This is a genomic window from Actinomycetospora sp. 2LY8.5, assembly GCF_057180585.1.
Genome location: NZ_JBXUHE010000011.1, coordinates 11,446 through 29,271 on the forward strand (window position 1 = coordinate 11,446; position 17,826 = coordinate 29,271).

The 17,826-nt window shown below is 73.7% G+C and carries 18 protein-coding genes and 1 pseudogene; 13 read left to right on the forward strand and 6 right to left on the reverse strand.

All coding sequences use genetic code 11. The features are described from left to right. The first annotated feature begins 1 nt into the window (after position 1). The 6 genes from AC2A1K_RS14900 to AC2A1K_RS14925 all read left to right on the forward strand — a co-directional run bounded on the left by AC2A1K_RS14900 (position 2) and on the right by AC2A1K_RS14925 (position 5,041). Positions 2-1,972, forward strand: coding sequence for an AMP-binding protein (locus AC2A1K_RS14900; protein ID WP_483897092.1), 1,971 nt, complete (start codon positions 2-4; stop codon positions 1,970-1,972). Next, a complete protein-coding gene (locus tag AC2A1K_RS14905; protein WP_337702739.1) occupies positions 1,969-2,421 on the forward strand; it encodes a MaoC family dehydratase in 453 nt (150 codons plus the stop codon). Before AC2A1K_RS14900 ends, AC2A1K_RS14905 begins: the two co-directional genes overlap by 4 nt. Then, on the forward strand, positions 2,418-3,224 hold the full coding sequence (locus tag AC2A1K_RS14910; RefSeq protein WP_483897093.1) for an HpcH/HpaI aldolase/citrate lyase family protein: 807 nt from the start codon (positions 2,418-2,420) through the stop codon (positions 3,222-3,224). The genes AC2A1K_RS14905 and AC2A1K_RS14910 overlap by 4 nt, the downstream gene beginning before the upstream one ends. Beyond that, complete coding sequence (locus AC2A1K_RS14915; RefSeq protein WP_483897094.1) at positions 3,221-4,120, forward strand: LLM class flavin-dependent oxidoreductase; 900 nt, start codon at positions 3,221-3,223, stop codon at positions 4,118-4,120. The genes AC2A1K_RS14910 and AC2A1K_RS14915 overlap by 4 nt, the downstream gene beginning before the upstream one ends. 347 nt (positions 4,121-4,467) lie before the next feature. Then, a complete protein-coding gene (locus AC2A1K_RS14920; RefSeq protein ID WP_483897095.1) occupies positions 4,468-4,671 on the forward strand; it encodes a hypothetical protein in 204 nt (67 codons plus the stop codon). A gap of 22 nt (positions 4,672-4,693) precedes the next feature. Then, positions 4,694-5,041 carry a nitroreductase/quinone reductase family protein gene (locus AC2A1K_RS14925; RefSeq protein WP_483897096.1) on the forward strand — a complete coding sequence of 116 codons (348 nt, stop codon included), beginning with the start codon at positions 4,694-4,696 and terminating at the stop codon, positions 5,039-5,041. A gap of 74 nt (positions 5,042-5,115) precedes the next feature. On the opposite strand, the gene AC2A1K_RS14930 is transcribed toward AC2A1K_RS14925, so the two are convergent. Next, positions 5,116-5,862 carry a helix-turn-helix domain-containing protein gene (locus tag AC2A1K_RS14930; protein WP_483897097.1) on the reverse strand — a complete coding sequence of 249 codons (747 nt, stop codon included), beginning with the start codon at positions 5,860-5,862 and terminating at the stop codon, positions 5,116-5,118. 85 nt (positions 5,863-5,947) lie between these two features. On the opposite strand from AC2A1K_RS14930, the gene AC2A1K_RS14935 reads away from it, so the two are divergent. Beyond that, complete coding sequence (locus tag AC2A1K_RS14935; protein WP_483897098.1) at positions 5,948-6,535, forward strand: class I SAM-dependent methyltransferase; 588 nt, start codon at positions 5,948-5,950, stop codon at positions 6,533-6,535. A 383-nt stretch (positions 6,536-6,918) separates the two neighbouring features. Further along, positions 6,919-8,235, forward strand: a complete 1,317-nt coding sequence (locus tag AC2A1K_RS14940; RefSeq protein ID WP_483897099.1) for an MFS transporter — start codon at positions 6,919-6,921, stop codon at positions 8,233-8,235. A 4-nt stretch (positions 8,236-8,239) separates the two neighbouring features. Here the strand turns inward: AC2A1K_RS14940 and AC2A1K_RS14945 are convergent, their stop codons facing one another. Continuing rightward, entirely contained in the window at positions 8,240-10,123 is a 1,884-nt protein-coding gene (locus AC2A1K_RS14945) for a S9 family peptidase (RefSeq protein WP_483897100.1), read from the reverse strand. A gap of 591 nt (positions 10,124-10,714) precedes the next feature. On the opposite strand from AC2A1K_RS14945, the gene AC2A1K_RS14950 reads away from it, so the two are divergent. Continuing rightward, a complete protein-coding gene (locus AC2A1K_RS14950; RefSeq protein WP_483897101.1) occupies positions 10,715-11,509 on the forward strand; it encodes an SDR family oxidoreductase in 795 nt (264 codons plus the stop codon). A 141-nt stretch (positions 11,510-11,650) separates the two neighbouring features. On the opposite strand, the pseudogene AC2A1K_RS14955 reads toward AC2A1K_RS14950, so the two are convergent. Further along, a pseudogene (locus AC2A1K_RS14955) lies at positions 11,651-12,839 on the reverse strand (acyl-CoA dehydrogenase family protein). An 11-nt stretch (positions 12,840-12,850) separates the two neighbouring features. Then, positions 12,851-13,228: an Lrp/AsnC family transcriptional regulator gene (locus tag AC2A1K_RS14960; RefSeq protein ID WP_483897102.1), complete on the reverse strand. Its 378-nt coding sequence runs from the start codon at positions 13,226-13,228 to the stop codon at positions 12,851-12,853. On the opposite strand from AC2A1K_RS14960, the gene AC2A1K_RS14965 reads away from it, so the two are divergent. The 3 genes from AC2A1K_RS14965 (at position 13,214) to AC2A1K_RS14975 (ending at position 15,021) form a co-directional block, all read left to right on the forward strand. Continuing rightward, a complete protein-coding gene (locus AC2A1K_RS14965) occupies positions 13,214-13,363 on the forward strand; it encodes a hypothetical protein (RefSeq protein ID WP_483897103.1) in 150 nt (49 codons plus the stop codon). The genes AC2A1K_RS14960 and AC2A1K_RS14965 overlap by 15 nt on opposite strands. A gap of 96 nt (positions 13,364-13,459) precedes the next feature. Continuing rightward, positions 13,460-13,855: a hypothetical protein gene (locus AC2A1K_RS14970; protein ID WP_483897104.1), complete on the forward strand. Its 396-nt coding sequence runs from the start codon at positions 13,460-13,462 to the stop codon at positions 13,853-13,855. 173 nt (positions 13,856-14,028) lie between these two features. Next, complete coding sequence (locus tag AC2A1K_RS14975; RefSeq protein ID WP_483897105.1) at positions 14,029-15,021, forward strand: Acg family FMN-binding oxidoreductase; 993 nt, start codon at positions 14,029-14,031, stop codon at positions 15,019-15,021. 3 nt (positions 15,022-15,024) lie between these two features. Here AC2A1K_RS14975 and AC2A1K_RS14980 read toward each other — a convergent pair whose 3' ends face one another. Together AC2A1K_RS14980 and AC2A1K_RS14985 are read right to left on the reverse strand one after the other, a co-directional pair. After that, positions 15,025-15,618 carry a helix-turn-helix domain-containing protein gene (locus tag AC2A1K_RS14980; protein WP_483897106.1) on the reverse strand — a complete coding sequence of 198 codons (594 nt, stop codon included), beginning with the start codon at positions 15,616-15,618 and terminating at the stop codon, positions 15,025-15,027. A 21-nt stretch (positions 15,619-15,639) separates the two neighbouring features. Further along, a complete protein-coding gene (locus tag AC2A1K_RS14985; RefSeq protein WP_483897107.1) occupies positions 15,640-16,659 on the reverse strand; it encodes a beta-ketoacyl-ACP synthase 3 in 1,020 nt (339 codons plus the stop codon). A gap of 285 nt (positions 16,660-16,944) precedes the next feature. On the opposite strand from AC2A1K_RS14985, the gene AC2A1K_RS14990 reads away from it, so the two are divergent. Beyond that, the gene (locus tag AC2A1K_RS14990) at positions 16,945-17,823 is read left to right on the forward strand and encodes a DedA family protein (RefSeq protein ID WP_483897108.1); all 879 of its coding nucleotides are present in this window, start codon (positions 16,945-16,947) and stop codon (positions 17,821-17,823) included. Positions 17,824-17,826: the final 3 nt, after the last annotated feature.

The following is a 17,826-nucleotide window of genomic DNA, read 5'->3' on the forward strand; positions in this document are numbered from 1 at the left end:
CATGGACGACCGCGACACCCTCGCTGCCCTGATCTCCGCGCCGCTGCAGTCCCTCGACGAGCGGTGGCGCTCCCCGGAGCGGACCGCGGAGCTCGCCGAGGCCCGCGCACTGCACGACCGCGACCCCGACCAGTACTGGGCGTGGGTGGCCGACAAGCACCGGTGGCTCACCCCGTGGCAGACGGTGCGCTCGGGCGAGCTGGGCGACTTCCGGTACTTCGAGGGCGGGCGCATCAACGTCGCCGACAACTGCGTCGACCGCTGGGCGGAGTCGGCCCCGGACCGGCCCGCGGTGGTCTGGGAGGGCGAGCCCGGCGACACGCGCACGCTGACCTACGCGGAGCTCGCCGACGAGGTGAACCGGCTGGCCGGCGGGCTGGCGTCGCTGGGGATCGGCCACGGCGACGTCGTCGCGGTCTACATGCCCAACCTCGTCGAGGCGTTCACCGCGATCCACGCCTGCAACAGGATCGGCGCGATCTACACGGTGCTGTTCTCCGGGTTCGGGCGCGACGCCGTCGCCTCGCGGCTCTCGGCGGCGCGGGCGAAGGCCGTGGTCGTCGCCGACGCGATCTACCGGCGCGGGAAGCCCGTCGAGCTGCTCGAGACCCTGCGCGCCGCGCTGCCGGACGCGCCGACCGTCGAGAGCGTCGTGGTCGTCGACCGCACGCAGCGGGGCGTTGCGCCGGCGCCCGGCGAGGTCTCCTACGCCGCGCTGCTCGCCGCGCACCCCGAGGGCGCGCCGACCGTGCCCCTCGACCCCAACGAGCCGGCGTTCCTGATCTTCACCAGCGGCACCGAGTCCCGCCCCAAGGGCGTCGTGCACTCGGTCGGCGGCTTCCTGCTCGGGACGTGGGCGAACGTCCACTGGCAGGCCGGCCCCGTCGACGGCGACGTCTACTGGGTCGCCGCGGACATCGGCTGGCTGACCTTCCCGATCCAGGCCGTGATCGGCGGGCTCGCGCACGGCTCGACGATCGCCTGCTACGAGGGCGCACTGGACACCCCGGGGCCGTCGCGGTTCTACGACATCTGCGCGCGGCACGGCGTCACCCAGGTCCTGTGCGCGCCGACGGTGCTGCGGATGCTGCGCAAGTTCGGCACCTCGGATCCAGACCTCGCCGCGGAGCACCCGCTCCCCCGCCTCGCGCTGATCACCGTGCAGGGCGAGCCGCTCGACGGCGAGACCTTCACCTGGGCCACCGAGACCTACGACGTCCCGATCGTCAACGCCTACGGGCAGACCGAGACCGGGTCGACGTGGACCTACCCCGTGACCGGCGTCGACGACCTCAAGGCCGGCTCGGTCGGCACGCCGGTGCCCGGGCACGCGTTCGCGGTCGTCGACTCCGACGGCGCGGAGGTCCCGGCGGGAGTCAAGGGCAACCTCGTCATGACCCGCCCGTTCCCCACGCTCGCGCGCACCGTGTGGGACGACCACGAGCGCTACCTGAGCACCTACTTCGGGCGCTTCCCCGGCCGCTACGCCACCAACGACGAGGCGGTGGTCGACACCGACGGGCACCTCTGGGTGCTCGGGCGCGCCGACGACGTCATCAACGTCGCCGCCCACCGGCTGTCGACCATGGAGATCGAGGCGGTCGTGACGACCCACCCGCGCGTGGTCGAGGCCGCCGTCGTCGGGATCCCGGACGCCACCAAGGGCACCGTGCCGATCGCGTTCGTGACCGTCACCGGCGGCGGTGCTGACGGCGGTGCTGACGGCGGTGCTGACGGCGGGGCCGACGAGGTGCCCGACGAGGTGCGCGCGCTCGTCGCGGACACCATCGGCGGCATCGCCCGGCCGGACCGCGTGATCGTCACCGCGGCGATGCCCAAGACCCGCACCGGCAAGATCATGCGGCGCCTGATGCGCGAGGTGATCCTGCACGGCGAGACACGCAGCGACACCAGCGCGCTGGAGGACCCGGGCAGCCTGGAGACGCTGTCGGCGGCGGTGGCCTCCCGGTGAGCGGCCTCTGGTTCGAGGATCTCACCGAGGGCCTGGTCGTCGAGCACGCCACCCGGCGCACGGTCACCGAGACCGACAACGTGCTGTTCACCACGATGACCATGAACCCGGCGCCGCTGCACCTCGACCACGCCTACGCGGCGACGACGGAGTTCGGCCGACCCCTGGTCAACAGCATGTTCACGCTGGCGCTCGTCGTCGGGCTGTCGGTGCCGGAGCTGACGCTCGGCACGATCGTCGCGCAGCTCGGGCTCGACGAGGTGGCGTTCCCGGCGCCGGTGTTCCACGGTGACACCGTGCGGGTGGAGACGGAGATCGTGTCGGCACGGGAGTCGAGGAAGCGCCCGGACGCGGGGATCGTGGTGTTCGCCCATCGCGCCCGCAACCAGCGCGACGAGGTGGTGTGCACCTGCCAGCGGACCGGCCTGATGCACCGGAGGCCCGCGTGAGGGTGCCGCGGAGCCTGTTGTTCGTGCCCGGCGCGCGCCCCGACATGGTCGCCAAGGTGCCGCGCTGGGCTCCCGACGCGGTGGCCGTCGACCTCGAGGACGCCGTCGCGGCCGGCGACAAGGACACCGCGCGCGAGGCGACGGTGACGGCCGTCGCGGAGCTGGCCCCCGGCTCCGCCTCGCTGGTGTTCGTCCGCGTCAACGGGCCGACGACGCCCTGGTACGCCGACGACGTCGCGGCGGTCGCGGAGTCGGCGGCGCACGGGGTCGTCCTGCCCAAGCTCGAGTCGCCCGAGCAGCTCGCGGACCTGCGCTCGCGGCTCGACCTGCCGGTGATCGGTGGGCTGGAGAGCGCGCGGGGCGTCGCGCGGTGCCGCGAGCTGATGAGCGGTCTGCTCGCCGCGTACTTCGGCGCCGAGGACTACATCGCCTCGGTCGGCGGACGTCGCACCCCCGGAAGCCTCGAGGTGCTGCACGCGCGCAGCGAGGTGGTGCTCGCGGGCGCGCTGGCAGGCGTCGGGCTCCTCGACCAGGCCGTGGTGGCCGCGCACGACGCCGACGCGTTCCGCGCCGACGCCGCCGCCGGCCGGGATCTCGGCTACGACGGCAAGATCTGCATCCACCCCTCGCAGGTGGCGCTCGCCCACGAGGCGTTCACGCCGACCGACGACGAGATCGCCCACGCCCGGCTGGTCGTCGAGGCCGGTCGCTCCGGAGTAGGCGTCGTCGACGGCGAGATGGTCGACGACGTGCACCTGCGCATGGCGGCAGCGGTGCTCTCGCGGGCGGGGGCGGGCGCGTGAGGGTCGGGCTCGTCCTGCCCCCGACCGACGACCCGGCCGAGGTGCCCGCGACGGCGCGCCGCGCCGAGGAGCAGGGCTTCGACATCGTCGCGAGCGGCGAGCACGTCCTGTTCGGCAGCCCCACGCCCAACGCGTTCGTCACGCTCGCGGCCGCGGCGTCGGTGACGAGCCGCGTGCGCCTGCTCAGCGCCGTCACCCTGCTGCCGCTCTACCCTGCGCCGCTCGCCGCGAAGATGGCGGCGACCCTCGACCGCGTCTCGAGCGGGCGCTTCGAGCTCGGCGTCGGCGTGGGCGGCGAGAACCCGGTGGAGTTCGCCGCGTGCGGCGTGCCCGTGCGCGAGCGCGGCAAACGGACCGACGAGGGGCTCGACGTGGTCACCCGGCTGTTCGCCGGCGAGACGATCGACGTCGAGGGCACTCCCGCGACCCTCGACCCGCTGCCCCTGCAACGACCCCGCCCGCCGGTGTGGGTCGGCGGGCGCTCCGAGGCCTCGATGCGCCGCGCCGGGCGCGCCGGCGACATCTGGATGCCCTACCTCGGCAGCCCCGACCGCGTCGCGCGCGGCCTGCGCACCGCCCGCGAGGAGGCGGAACGCCGCGGCCGGGACCCCGCCGACGTCACCGGCGCCTACTTCGCCTGGACCGCCGTCGACCACGATCCCGCCGTCGCCCGCCGGCGCGCGCTCGATGTCCTCGCGGCGACCTACGGCCAGGACATGGAGCGGATCGTCGACGCCTGCGTCCCCCACGGCACGCCCGAGCAGGTCGCGGCGCGGATCGCGGAGTACCGCGACGCGGGCGCCGGGTCGGTCGTCGTCGCGCCTGCTTCCGAGCCCGGCGACCGCGAGCGCACACTGGGTCTGCTCGCGGACGAGGTCCTCCCCCGCCTGCGCTGACAAGAGCGCCGATGACCGCGGAGTTCGTGAGGCCGGGCGAGAAGCCCCGGCACGCCGGCGAGCACCCCGACGACGGCGATCACCCCGAGCACCGGCCCCACCGGCAGCGCGAACCCCCACCAGAAGACCGCGCCCAGGGCCGCCGAGACGAGCGCGAGCACGGCCCCCGACGACCGTCGCCGCCACCCCTGCACCCCGGGCTAGGACCTGCAGCACGCAGACCACGCCGAAGGCGACGAGCAGCGGGATCGACGTCGGGAGGTAGGCCTCGCGGGGCCCGCCGCCGTAGGTCGGGAACCCCGCGACGGTCGGGATGCCGCCGCCCCGCGCGAGGCTCGCGATCGGCGGTGATCACCCACGCCGTCGCCGACGCGTCGATCCCCAGCGCCCGCTGCCTCGCCGGGAGGGCGACGGTGACGACGAGTCCGTCGAACACCACGAGGAGGTTCAGGGTCGCCCGGCACGCCGCGACGATCACGAACGACCCCGTCGACATCGTCGCCGCGGCCCGCGCGGCGGCGCGGCGGGACATCCCGGGGGGCGACCCCTGATCGTCCGGCGTAGCCTCACGAGGTGAGCCTGCTCCAGACCGCCGCGGCGGCCGTGAACGCCCTGGTCCGACCGCTGGTCGCGTCGCCGCGCTGGGGATCGCTGGTCAGCGGCTGGATGACGGTCGTGACCTACACCGGCCGGCGCTCCGGGCGCCGGTTCACGCTCCCCGTCGGGTACCGGCGCGACGGCGACGACGTCACCATCGGCGTCGAGTTCCCCGACCGGAAGAGCTGGTGGCGCAACTTCACCGGCGACGGCGCCCCGCTCGCGGTGCGCCTCGACGGAGTCGACCGCCCCGGCCACGGGGTGGCCCGCCGGGACGACGACGGCCGGGTGACGGTCGCCGTGCGTCTGGATCCCGCAGCCTGACCCGATCAGCGCGCGGCGAGGCGCTCCCGGACGACGCGGCGACACCGCTGAGCAGCGCCGCGGGTGACGAGCACTCAGTCCCGCCGTCCGAGATACCGTGACGGGCTCGTGCCGACGACACCGCGGAAGGCGGCGAGGAACGCGCTCGGCGTCGTGTAGCCGACCGCGCGCGACACCGCCTCGACCGGGCGCCCCTCGGCGAGCATCGGCAGGGCCGCCCGGATGCGCAGGTGGCGGCGCCAGCGCTCGAAGGACAGGCCGGTGTCCTGCACGAAGAGCCGCGACAGTGTCCGGCGGCTGCTCCCGACCACCGACGCGAGCGCCGCGAGACCCCGGTCGTCGGACGGATCGGCGTGCAGGAGGTCGGCGACCGCGCGGCACCGCGGGTCCGTCGGCTCCGGGACCTCCACGGGGCGGGTGGGCAGCGGGCGCAGCGCGTCGAGCACGACGCCCTCGGCACGCGTCCGGGCGTCCTCGGCGAGGTCGTGGCGCTCGAGGTGCGTCGCGAGCGCGAGCAGCAGTCCGTCGACGGCGACCGGGACCGGCTCGCCCGCGCCGAGGTCGGGCAGGCGCGCCGAGAGCAGCAGGCTGCGCATCGTCGCGTCGCGGGTCGCCCCGGTGCGGTGCGCCACCCCGGCCGGCAGCCACAGTGCAAGGGTCGGCGGCAGGATCCACGACCGCTCGCCCACCGCGACACCGAGGACGCCACCGATCGCCCAGTTGAGCTGGTGGTGGCCGTCGTGGGTGTGCTCCGGGAACCAGAAGCCCGCCGACAGCGGCCAGGAGGCCACGGCGATCGCGGCGCTCGGGTCGGTCAGCACGACGGACACGATATGGCCCCCACGCGACACGATCCGGCCTCGTCGCGGATCGCGGCCGTCCGGGCGCCGCTCCTAGCGTCGATCCATGCCGATGAACCTCCTGCACCGCAGGCTCTGCAGCTCCCGCCGCTGGGCGGACGGCGTCGCGACGCGTCTCCCCGCCGCGCTCGACGACCTCGACCTCGACGACGTCCTCGAGATCGGCCCCGGGTTCGGTGCGACCACCCGCGTGATCGCGCCCCGGGCGCGGCGACTGACCGCCGTCGAGATCGACGAAGCGTCCGTCGACGGCCTGCGCGCCGAGTTCGGCGAGCGTGTGGAGATCGTGCACGGCGACGGTGCCGCGCTGCCGTTCCCCGACGGGCGGTTCTCCGCCGTCGTGTGCTTCACGATGCTCCACCACGTGCCGACGGTCGCCGCCCAGGACGCGCTGTTCGCCGAGGCCCGCCGGGTGCTGCGTCCCGGCGGGACGTTCCGGGGCGTGGACAGTCAGTCGAGCCTGGCCTTCCGCCTGCTGCACGTCGCCGACACCATGACCGTCCTCGACGCGGGCACCCTCGACGACCGGCTCCGGGCCGCCGGCTTCGTCGAGGTCCGCCACGAGCTCCAGCCCGGGGTGCGGGTGCGGTTCACCGCCGTCGCTCCTCCAGCATCCGCGCCGCCGTCCCGGTGATCGACGCCAGTGCGTGCGCGATGGTCGGCTGGTCGGCGGCACCGGCGCGCATCACCGCGACGATGCGCCGGACCGGCGCGGAGGGCCCGCTGAGCGGGATGCGGACGACGTCGTCGCGGGGACCGCTGCGGCGGCGACCGGGGAGGGCCGCGTGCGCGTGCTCCCCCGGAGTGGGACGCGCAGGAGCCGTCCCGGTCGCATCGCCCCCAGCCGGTCCGGAGGGCCTCGCCGTCGCCCGCGCCGCCGCGCTGTGCACACCGCACGGTGACCGGCCGGTCACGTGGTGCTGTCGGCCCAGTTCTGCGGCGACTCCTTTGTCATGGCTTGACCGGATTCCGCGGCGCACCGTTCCATGACAGGACCCCGATGACGAGGAGCCCGCCATGGCCAGCGCGTCCCTGCGCGTCCCCCGCCGTGTCGCCGCCGCGAGCCTGGTGGGGACGACGATCGAGTGGTTCGACTTCTTCATCTACGGCACAGCCGCCGCCCTCGTCTTCAACACGATCTTCTTCCCGTCGGTCTCCCCCGCGATCGGCACGATCGCCGCGCTCGGCACGTTCGCCACCGGGTTCATCGCCCGGCCGATCGGCGGCGCGGTGTTCGCGCACTTCGGCGACCGGGTCGGGCGCAAGCCGATGCTCGTGTACTCGCTGCTGCTCATGGGCGTGGCGACCGTCGGGATCGGCCTGCTGCCCGGGTACGCGACGATCGGGGTCCTCGCGCCGGTCCTGCTCGTGCTCCTGCGCTTCGCGCAGGGTTTCGGCGTCGGGGGCGAGTGGGGCGGCGCCGCGCTCATGGCCGTGGAGAACGCCCCGGACCACCGGCGGGGCTTCTACGGCAGCTGGCCGCAGGTCGGCGTCCCGCTCGGGCTGGTGCTGGGCACCGGCTCGTTCCTGGTGCTCGACCTGACCGTCAGCGAGGCCGCGTTCACGTCCTGGGGCTGGCGCATCCCGTTCCTCGCGAGCGCGGTGCTGATCGGCGTCGGGATGTGGATCCGGCTCACGGTCGCCGAGAGCCCTGTGTTCAAGCGCGACCAGGAGACGCGCGAGGCGAGCCGGATGCCCGTGTTCCAGGTGCTCCGCGAACACCCGAAGCTGATCTTCCTCGCGGCCGGCTCGTTCGTCGCCACCAACGCGACCTTCTACATCAGCTCGGTCTGGCTCGTCTCGTACGCGACCACCGAGCTCGGCTACGAGCGCAGCACGATCCTCGGGGCGAACACGTTCCTGTCCGCCTCGGACATCCCGATGATCCTGCTGCTCGGGCTGCTGTCCGACCGGCTCGGGCGCCGCCCGCTGTTCCTCGCCGGGATGGGCCTGCTGGCGCTGTTCTCGATCCCTTACTTCCTGCTGGTGCAGACCGGCGTCGTCGGCCTGTTCATCCTCGGCGGGCTGGTCGTCCAGGCCTGCCGCAGCGCGGTCTACGGGCCGCAGTCGGCGTACTTCTCGGAGCTCTTCCCGACCCACCTGCGCTACAGCGGGGCCTCGCTCAGCTACCAGCTCGCCTCGATCGTCGGCGGGCTCGCCCCGGCGATCTGCGGGCTGCTGGTGCTCTGGACGGGCAGCCTCATGGCGGTCGCGGGCTTCACCGTCCTGCTCGCGCTGATCTCGCTCGGGAGCAGCTGGGCCATGACCGAGACGCTCACGCGGGGCCTCGACGGAACCGCCGAGGGGCCGCGCGAGGTCGCCGCCCGGGCCTGAGGGCTCACCCCTGCTCGGACCGGCCGCCGAGGTGGCGGCCGAGGAACCGCTCGGTGGCCCGGTGCAGCTCGATCTGGTTCTCCGGGTTGAGGAAGCCGTGGCCCTCGTCGTCCCTGACCAGGTAGTCGACGTCGACGCCGCGCTCCCGCAGTGACGCGACGACGGTGTCGGACTGGTCGCGGGTGACGCGGACGTCGTTGGCACCCTGCACGACCAGCAGCGGGGTGCGGATGGCGTCGACCCGGTGGATCGGCGACCGCGCCCGCATGTCGGCCTCCTGCTCGGGCACGTCGGGGTCGCCGGCGTAGCGGTGGAAGTTGTTCACGAGCTCCCGGCGCACGAACGACGGGAAGCTGCGCACGAGGTTGACCAGGTCCGACATCCCGACGTAGTCGACCGCGGCGGCAAACAGGTGCGGGGTGAACGTGACCCCGACCAGGGCCGCGTACCCGCCGTAGGAGCCCCCGGAGATGGCGACGCGCTGCGGGTCGGCGTAGCCCTGCTCGACCGCCCAGGTCATGGCGTCGACGAGGTCGGTGTGCATGGCGCCGGCGAACTCGCCGATCGCGGCCTGCATGTGCGCGCGGCCGTAGCCCACCGACCCCCGGAAGTTGACCTGCAGCACCGCGTACCCGCGGTTCGCCAGCAGCTGCACCTCCGGGTCGAAGCCCCACGAGTCCCGCATCCACGGCCCGCCGTGCACCAGCAGCACCAGCGGCAGCCCGGTCGGCTCCTCGCCGACGGGCAAGGTCAGGTACGACGGCAGCGCCCGCCCGTCGCGCGCCGGGACCGTCACCGGCGTCATCGGGGCCATCGCCTCGCGGTCGAGGTGCGGATACGGCCGGAACAGCTCGCGGGCCTCCCCGGTGGCGTGGTCGTAGAACCAGGCGACGCCGGGCTCGCGGTCGTGGCCGAACGACACCACCCAGCGCCGGCGCTCGGCGTCGTGCGACAGCTCGCCGACGCTACCGTCGGACAGCGTCTCGAGCCGCGCGAGAACCGCGGCGAAGTGCGGGTCGTGCGGGCGGATCACCTGCTGCTCGCCGAGGTAGCGCACCCCGAGGAGCTCGCCGGTGCGCCGGTCGCGGATCAGCGGCGACTCGGTCTGGAGCACGGCCCGGCGCATGGCGTCGAGGTCGTGCTCGGGGTGGCCGTCGACCTCGGTCTCCTCGCCGGTCGCCAGGTCGATCCGGGCCAGGCGCATCCGGTCGGACCAGGTGAAGGAGCCGACCCACACCCCGCCGCCGTCCGCGCTGAGCTCGAACGGGGCGACGCCCAGCGGGTGGTCGAGCCCGTCGAGGGTCGTCACCACCTCCGGCTCGCCACTGTTCCAGCGGACCAGCTCGAGGGTGCCGTCCTCGGTGGTCCGGAGCACGAACAGCTCGCGCTCCGGGGTGACCACCCAGGCCATGCCCGGGTTCTCCGCGAGCACGGTGAGTTCGCCGGTGGCGATGTCGACCTCGACGACGTCCATCTCGTCGAGCCGGCGGTGGTTGATCTGCAGCAGCACGGTCCCCGGACGCCCGGCCGGCTGCTGGCTCAGCACCCGCGCTCCGGGGTAGGGCGTCAGGTCGACGGCCGGCGCGTCCGGGTCGTCAAGGTCGACGCGGAACAGGTGGTGGTTCTCGTCGCCGCCGTCGTCCTGGGTGTAGAGCAACCACCGCGGATCGTCGGTCCAGGCGTGGTGGGTGACGCTGCGGGTCTCGTCGGCGGTGACGCACCGGCCCTCGCCCACCAGGTCGCCCGACGGCCCGAGGTCCTGCACCCACACGTTGAGCCGGTTCTTCCAGGGCGCCAGGTAGGCCAGCCGCGTGCCGTCGGGCGAGATCACCGGACGGGCCTTCTCGGGCAGGGCGAACAGATCCTCGATCGCCAGCAGGTCGCTCATGTCGTGTCCTCTCGTCGGTGCGGTGCGTCGGGGTGAGGACAGGACAAACGATGCCGTCGCGGCCGGCTCAAGTCCGAGATCCGGTGGGCTTGACCATGCCGCGACGGCATGGTGTCCCCCTGGCCGCATGGACGACGAGACGCTGATCGTCGAGGACGTGCTCCTGCTGATGCTCGACGACCGCTACGGCGTCCCCGCCGGCGCCGGCACCCTGCTGTGACGCGACGCCAAGATGTCGGTGGAATGCGACGGAGACCTCGTCAGTGGTTGCGGCTCGCCGGCCGTTCGTCCAGCGCCGACCCCGACGCCGTGCGCGACGACAGCTTCGAGTTCGGACTCCACGCCGTCCTCGACGGCCTCACCGCCCGACTCGCGACCGGCCCAACCGCCGCCGGCGCCTCAACGCAGCTGGGCGTGCACCTCTTCGCAGCGACCCGTGCCTCAGGTGGTGCTCGTGGGGCCGCGGGCAAGATCGGAAGTGTCGGGTGGGGTTCCTTCAACGGACGATGTCGGTGCCCGCTGGTTATTCGGTCGCGTTGAACCCGGCCCGTCCGATAGATGCCGGGCGTGGGATCACTACACCGAGACTGGATGCCCCTGCACGGCCGCACCGCGCTCGTGACCGGTGGTGGTCGGCGCGGCGGGATCGGGCACGCGACGGCGTGCCGGCTCGCGGCCTACGGCGCGAGCGTCGTCGTCCACCACTTCGCCCCGCACGACGCGTCTCAGGCGTGGGGCGCCGACGACGTCGACGCCGCTCTCGACGAGGTCCGCGGCCACCTCGCCGTCGCCGGCGCCGTCGTGGCCGGGGTGCACGCCGACCTCGCCGACCCGGCAGGGCCGCAGCGTGTCGTCGACACCGCGCGCGAGCTCGCCGGGCCGCTGGACATGCTCGTCGCCAACCAGGCGCTCTCCGGTTCCGACGGCCCGCTCGGCGGCCTCGACGCGGAGCTGGACCAGCACTGGGCAGTCGACGCACGCGCGTCGATCCTGCTCGCGCAGGCCTGGGCGAACGCCCACGACGACACCCGCCCCGGCGGCGCGGTCGTGATGATGACCTCCGGGCAGGCACAAGGACCGATGCCCGGCGAGGTCGCCTACGCGGCGGCGAAGGCCGCTGTCGCCGGCGTCACGCTCACCCTCGCCGACCAGCTCGCCGACCGCCGAATCCGCGTCAACACCGTGAACCCTGGCCCGGTGGACACCGGCTACCTGGGAGAGGAGGCGTTCTCCGCGATGGCCGAGATGTTCCCGTTCGGCCGCTTCGGGGAGCCCGACGACCCGGCCCGACTGATCGCGTGGCTCTGCACCGACGAGGCGTACTGGATCACCGGCCAGGTCATCGACTCCGAGGGCGGTTTCGCTCGACACCGCCACGGAGCCTGATCTCGGCGAGCGGCACGCTGCCGTTGCTCCAGCAGGGCCACTTGGGGTGCCGTGGCGGTGGACGACGCGGTCGTCCAGATCGCCGCGGGCCCGACCGCGGCGAGCGCGGCCGCGGTCGTCACCGCGGTCACGTAGGCGGCGTCACCAGCGGTCGAGGCCGCCGCGTTTGACCAGCTGGGAGGCGATGACGTTGCGCTGGATCTCGTTGGTGCCCTCACCGACGATCATCAGCGGGGCGTCGCGGAAGTAGCGCTCGACGTCGTACTCGGTGGAGTAGCCGTAGCCGCCGTGGATGCGCACCGCGTTCAGCGCGACCTCCATCGCGATCTCGGAGGCGAACAGCTTCGCCATCCCCGCCTCCATGTCGCTGCGCTGCCCGGCGTCGTAACGCTCGGCGGCGTGCAGGATCAGCTGCCGGGCGGCGGTGATCTTGGTGGCCATGTCGGCCAGGTAGTGCCCGATCGCCTGGTGCGCCCAGATCGGCTGGCCGAACGCCTCGCGCTCCTGGGCGTAGCGCAGCGCGTCGTCGAACGCGGCGGTGGCCACCCCCAGCGCGCGGGCGGCGACCTGGATGCGGCCGGTCTCGAGGCCCTTCATCATCTGCGTGAAGCCGCGGCCCTCGACCCCGCCCAGCAGCGCGTCGGCGGGCACGGGCATGTCGGTGAACGTCAGCTCGCAGGTCTCGACGCCCTTGTAGCCCAGCTTCGCCAGATCCTTCGAGACCTCCAGGCCCGGGCCGTGCTCGACGAGCAGGATCGACACGCCGCGGTGCGCCGGCTCGGCGGACGGGTCGGTCTTGCACAGCAGCGCGATCAGCCCGGAGCGGCGCGCGTTGGAGATCCACGTCTTGGACCCGCTGACCACATAGCCATCGCCGTCGGGGGACGGGCGGGCGGTGGTGGTCATGGCCTGCAGGTCCGAGCCCCCGCCGGGCTCGGTGAGCGCCATGGTGGCGCGCAGCTCGCCGGTGGCCATCCGCGGCAGGTAGCGGTCCTGCTGGGAGCGGGTGCCGAACTCGACGAGCAGCTTCGCGACCACGGTGTGCCCGCCCATCGCGCCGGCCAGGCTCATCCAGCCACGGGCGAGCTCGGCGGTGACCAGCGCGTAGCAGGGCATCGACCAGCGCGTAGCAGGGCATCGACACCGGCGCCTCGCCCCACGGTTCGGGGATCGCCAGCCCGTAGATCCCGAGCTGTTTCATCTGCTCGATGAACTTCTCCGGGTAGGTGTTCGCGTGCTCCAGCTCGTTGACCTGGGGTCTGACCTCGCGGTCCACGAACTCGCGGACGATGTCGACGACAGCCTGTTCCTCGGTGTCCAACGTGGCCATGGGGCCGCTCCTCATTTGATCGTCTTCATCGTCGGGCAGTTCGCCCGGCCGAGCTGCTCCGTCATGAAGGACTCGTACGCCTCGAGGTCGCGTGTCGCCACCCGCACGAAGTAGTCGGGCAGCCCGAACATGCGGCGCAGCTCGACGACCTCCTCGAACGCGGAGACGTGCTCCTCGAAGGCGAGGAAGACGTCGCGATGCTTGCTGACGAGGGCGACGTTGACCAGGACCTCGTACGCACGGTCGTCGAGCTCCGGGTCGATCTCCTCGACGTCGCCCGCGACGTCGGTCCCGTGGCGGCAAGGATGTTCCTGCTCGTCGCCCTGGCGGTGGTCGGCACCCCGCTCGCGGCGGTCGCCGTCACCACCCTGCTGGTGAACGGGCGTCACGCGGTCCACGGGCTGTCCTTCCCGCTGCACCTCGTGCGCGGGCGTCTCGCCCGGGGGTACGCCGTGCTCGCGCCGATCGACGACGCCTACGCCCGTCTACGCGCTCGCCACGGCCCGCCCGGGCCCCTGCTCTGACCGCCCCCATGTGAGCACTTTCCGGGGCTATCACCCCGGAAAGTGCTCACATGGGGTCGCGCTCACGCGGGGACCGGGCCGGGGAGGACCGGCGCGGTGCTGTGTGCGGACCTCGAACCGGTCAAGGCCTTCCTCGACGCCGGCGTGGACGGGATCGTGCTCGCGGGCCCGACGACCCGGTCACCGAAAGGACGGTCGCTGACCCACGGTCCCCAGCTCGTCGTCGCCACCGACCGCACGAGCAACGGGCCGACGCTGTCGTGGCCGGCGCCGTCACGGCAGGGCGGCGCGCCGGTGACGTCGCACTGGGTGCTCGACGCGTTCGCCCGCGACCCCGGTACCGGCGAGACCGTCGCCGCCGAGTCCGGCTTCACGCGCGACGACGCGGACGCGGGTGCGGGTGCGCGGGTGCCGGTGCGCGGGCGCGGCCTGTTCACCGGATGCGCCGCCGGCGACACCGGCGCCGCCCTCGTCGTGGAGGTCGACCCGTGACCGCCATCCGGGACCTGCCGACGTTCGCGCCGCCCCACGTCGTCCGCGAGGACATCGCCGACGGCCGCCCGGACCGACGAAACGGACAGGACCGAGTCCGACAGGGACGTCCGGCGCGACGGACGTGACCTCCGGCCCTCGCCCGCGCCCGTCGACGGGGCTGGACTCGGGACATGCAGACCATGACCGAGCGCGAGGTGCTGCGCGACGCTCTCGCTCGCGCGCTGCGTGCCCCGTCGGAGCACAACGCCCAGCCGTGGCGCTGGGTCCTCGGCCCCGACCGCCTCGACCTGTTCGTCGACCGGACCCGGCGGCTGCGCTTCACCGACGAACGGGGCCACGGGGTCCTGCTCGGCTGCGGGTGCGCGCTGCACCATCTGCGGGTCGCCCTCGCCGACCGGGGCTGGCAGGCGAACGTGCGCCACCAGCCCGACGACTCCTCCGGGCGGCCGCTCGCCCGCGTGCGCATCCGCCCGGCGACCGGGGCGCCCGACCCGTGGGTCCGTCGCCACGCGGCCGCCATCGATCGGCGCCACACCGACCGTCGGCGGTTCTCCGGACGCTCGGTGCCCACCACCGTCCTCCAGTCCCTCGACAATGCGGCCCGGCCCTACGGCGGCGTGCTCCACCTCGCGTTCGGCACCCACCGGACGCTGGTCGCGCAGGCCATGGCCGAGGCCGCGGAGCAGCAGCCCCAGCAGGAGGGCTACGTCGAGGAGCTGGAGCACTGGACCCACCGCTACGCCGGGGGCCACGACGGCATCCCGGCGCACGCCCGGCTCGACGGGCCGCCGCCGACGTATCGGGACCTCATGCTGCGCTGGTTCCCGTCCGGGACGCTGCGCCAGCCGCGGGGCGGCGCGGACCGGCGAGACGCGTCGGTGCTGGCGATCCTCACCGCGGTCGACGACAGCCCCGTGTCGGTGCTGCGCGCCGGCGAGGCCCTCAGCGCCGTGCTGCTCGAGGCCACCGCGCAGGGCCTGGGGTCGACGCCGATCACCCAGGTCCTCGAGGTGTCGCAGACCCGGGAGCGCCTGCGCCACCTCGTCGGGGCGCACCGACCGCCGGTATGCGTGCTACGTCTCGGATGGCCGGAGCCGCTCGGCGAGCCGCTGCGCCCGACGCCGCGCCGCCCGCTGGAGCAGGTCCTCACCGAGGTGGAGTGACCGCTACTCGTCGGCGATCTCGGTGATCCGGCGCAGGCGGACCGCGAGGCTGACGCGGAAGCGGTTGTCGCCCTCCTTCCAGTCCTCGCCGAGCAGGGCGTCGATGCGCTCGCGGCGCTGAAGGACCGTGTTCGTGGGCACGCGCAGGGCTCGGGCCGCGCGGGTCGGGCTGGACTGCTCGTCGAGGTAGTGGTGCATCGTCGCGACGAGGTCGGTGCCGCGCGCGACGTCGCACGCCACGACGGGCCCGATCAGCGCGTCGACGAAGGCGGTGATGGCGCCGTGGTCGGCGGCGCCGAGCACGGCCTCGTAGGGCAGGTAGGGCAGGTAGGGCAGGTGGGGCACCGTGCTCACCGCCCGGTCGGCGACGCCCACGTGTGGGAGCAGCAGGTCGCCGAGCAGCAGGAGCTGCATCGCCCAGGCGTGCGGGATCTGGCGGGTCAGGCGCACCAGGGTGCCGCCCGCCGGGACGACGCCCACGCCGGCCCCTGAGAGCAGCGTCGCTCCGGTCGGCGGTGACGCTATGGCCGGCACCACACCGGGCACGATGTCGTCCGGCCACACACATCTCGGGTACGGCATGGTGTGACGACCCATGACGCCCGCCTCAGGGCTGTGTCAGGCGACCGCGCCCGTCGGCGACGCCAGGACCGCGGGCAGGCGGACGACCTGCGCCGCGAACGTGAGCCCCGCGCCGAACCCCATGAGCAGCGCACCGTCCCCCGGCTCGGCGCGGCCGGCGGCGAGCAGGCCGTGCATGGCCAGCGGGACCGAGGCGGCGGAGGTGTTGCCGGTGTCGACGACGTTGTCGGCCACGGCCATGTGCTCGGGGAGCGCGAGGGCACGCACGAGCGCGTCGGTGATGCGGGCGTTGGCCTGATGCGGGACGAACGCCGCGAGCTGCTCGACCTTCACCCCGGCGAGCTCCATCGCCTCCTGGGCGAGCGGGACCATTCGGCTCGTCGCCCACCGGAAGACCGCGGGTCCCTGCATCCGCAGGCCCGGGAACTGGTCGGACGACGCCGCGTCGCGCCAGGTCGGCGCCTGGACGATGAGGTCGGCCTGCGAGCCGTCGGCGCCCCACGCCACCGGGCCGATGCCCGGCTCCTCGGAGCGGCCCACGACCACGGCGCCGGCCCCGTCGCCGAAGATGAACGCCGTGGAGCGGTCGGCCGGGTCGACGATGTCGCTCATGCGCTCGGCACCGACGACGAGGACGTGGGCCGCCGTGCCCGATGCGATCAGCGACGCCGCGAGCTCGAGGCAGTAGCAGAAGCCGGCGCACGCGGCACCGACGTCCATCGCCGGGCCGTTCACCGCACCGAGCTCGTGGGCGACCCGCGTCGCCACCTGGGGTGAGGTCGCGGTGTGCGACATGGTCGCGACGAGCGTCACGTCGATGGCGGCGGCGTCGACGTCCGCGGCGGCAAGGGCGTCGCGCCCGGCTGCGGCGGACATCGCCACCAGCGACTCGTCCTCGGCCGCGAACCGACGCGAGCGGATGCCGGAGCGGGCGAGCACCCAGTCCGGGTCCACGTCGAGCAGGCGGCACACCTCGGCGTTGCCGACCTCCCGCCGCGGGCGGTAGGCGCCGAGCCCGAGCATATGTGCGCCGCGCACGGTGTTCCGAGAGATCATCGGCCGTGTCCTCCGAACATCGTGGTCGTCCTGACCACGGTGACTCGGCCGCGCGGTTACTAGGAAGTCCTACCAGTTGGTACGGACGTGCGTCCCCTCACAGTCGCAGCCCCTGCCTCCTCCCTGACTCGGAGGCCGCCGCGCCGGATCCGCCCGTGGGGCGACGCCACGGCGCAGGGCGGCACGCGACCGTGGGGGTGAGCAGCTTGACCATGCCGCCACGTCATGGTGTCGACTGCTCCTCGACAATCACGACCAATCGCCGGACGACGGGTGGAGCAGGGGATGACTGGCGCAGGCACCGGTACGGACCGGGACGACCTCACCGGACCGGCGGACGACGTGACGCCGGACGCGGCGGCACCGGCGACGACGGACGCGGCCCCGGCCGCTCCGGACGAGCCGGCGCCGAAGAAGCGCTTCCGCTGGCGGACGAAGGACTACTCGCCGGAGGAGCTCGAGGAGGCGCGCCAGGCGTGGCGGAAGGCCATGCCCTGGGAGCACCCGATGAGCCGCGGCGACAAGTTCCTCGTCTTCGCGACGTTGGGGATCATCGTCTTCAGCCTGGCGTCGATGCCGTTCCGGCCGTTCCTGCTCGCCTCGCACCCGGTCGGCCTGGCCGCGGTGACCGGCAGCCTCTCGGCCGTCGGGTCGGGCGCCGCGTTCGCGGCCGTCGGGCAGGGCCAGCTGTGGCTGGTGATCGCCGCCGGAGTCTTCGGCATGATCAAGTTCGACTGGCTGTTCTGGCTGGCCGGGCGACGGTGGGGCGCGAAGATCATCGAGATGTGGGCGCCCGGTGACGTCGCGAAGCGGTTCGTGGCGTGGGTCCAGAACGCCCCGCGCTGGGTGCTGGGGCTGGCGGTCATCCTCTCCGCGCTGCCGGGCGTCCCCGCGCCGGCGGTGTTCGCGCTGGCCGGCATGGGTCGGACCCGGCTGATCCCGTTCCTGGTCCTCGACGCGATCGGCGCCGCGCTCATCGCGGGCCTCGTCGCCGGCCTCGGCTACGGGGTCGGGCAGCACGCGGTCGACGTCGTCCTGACGATCGACAAGTACGCGCTGTGGATCAGCCTGGCCCTCATCGTGGTCGTGTCGGTGCGGGCGAGCACGAAGGCGCAGAAGGAGCAGAAGGCCACGAAGGCGGCCGAGGCGGCGGTTGCCGAGTAGAGC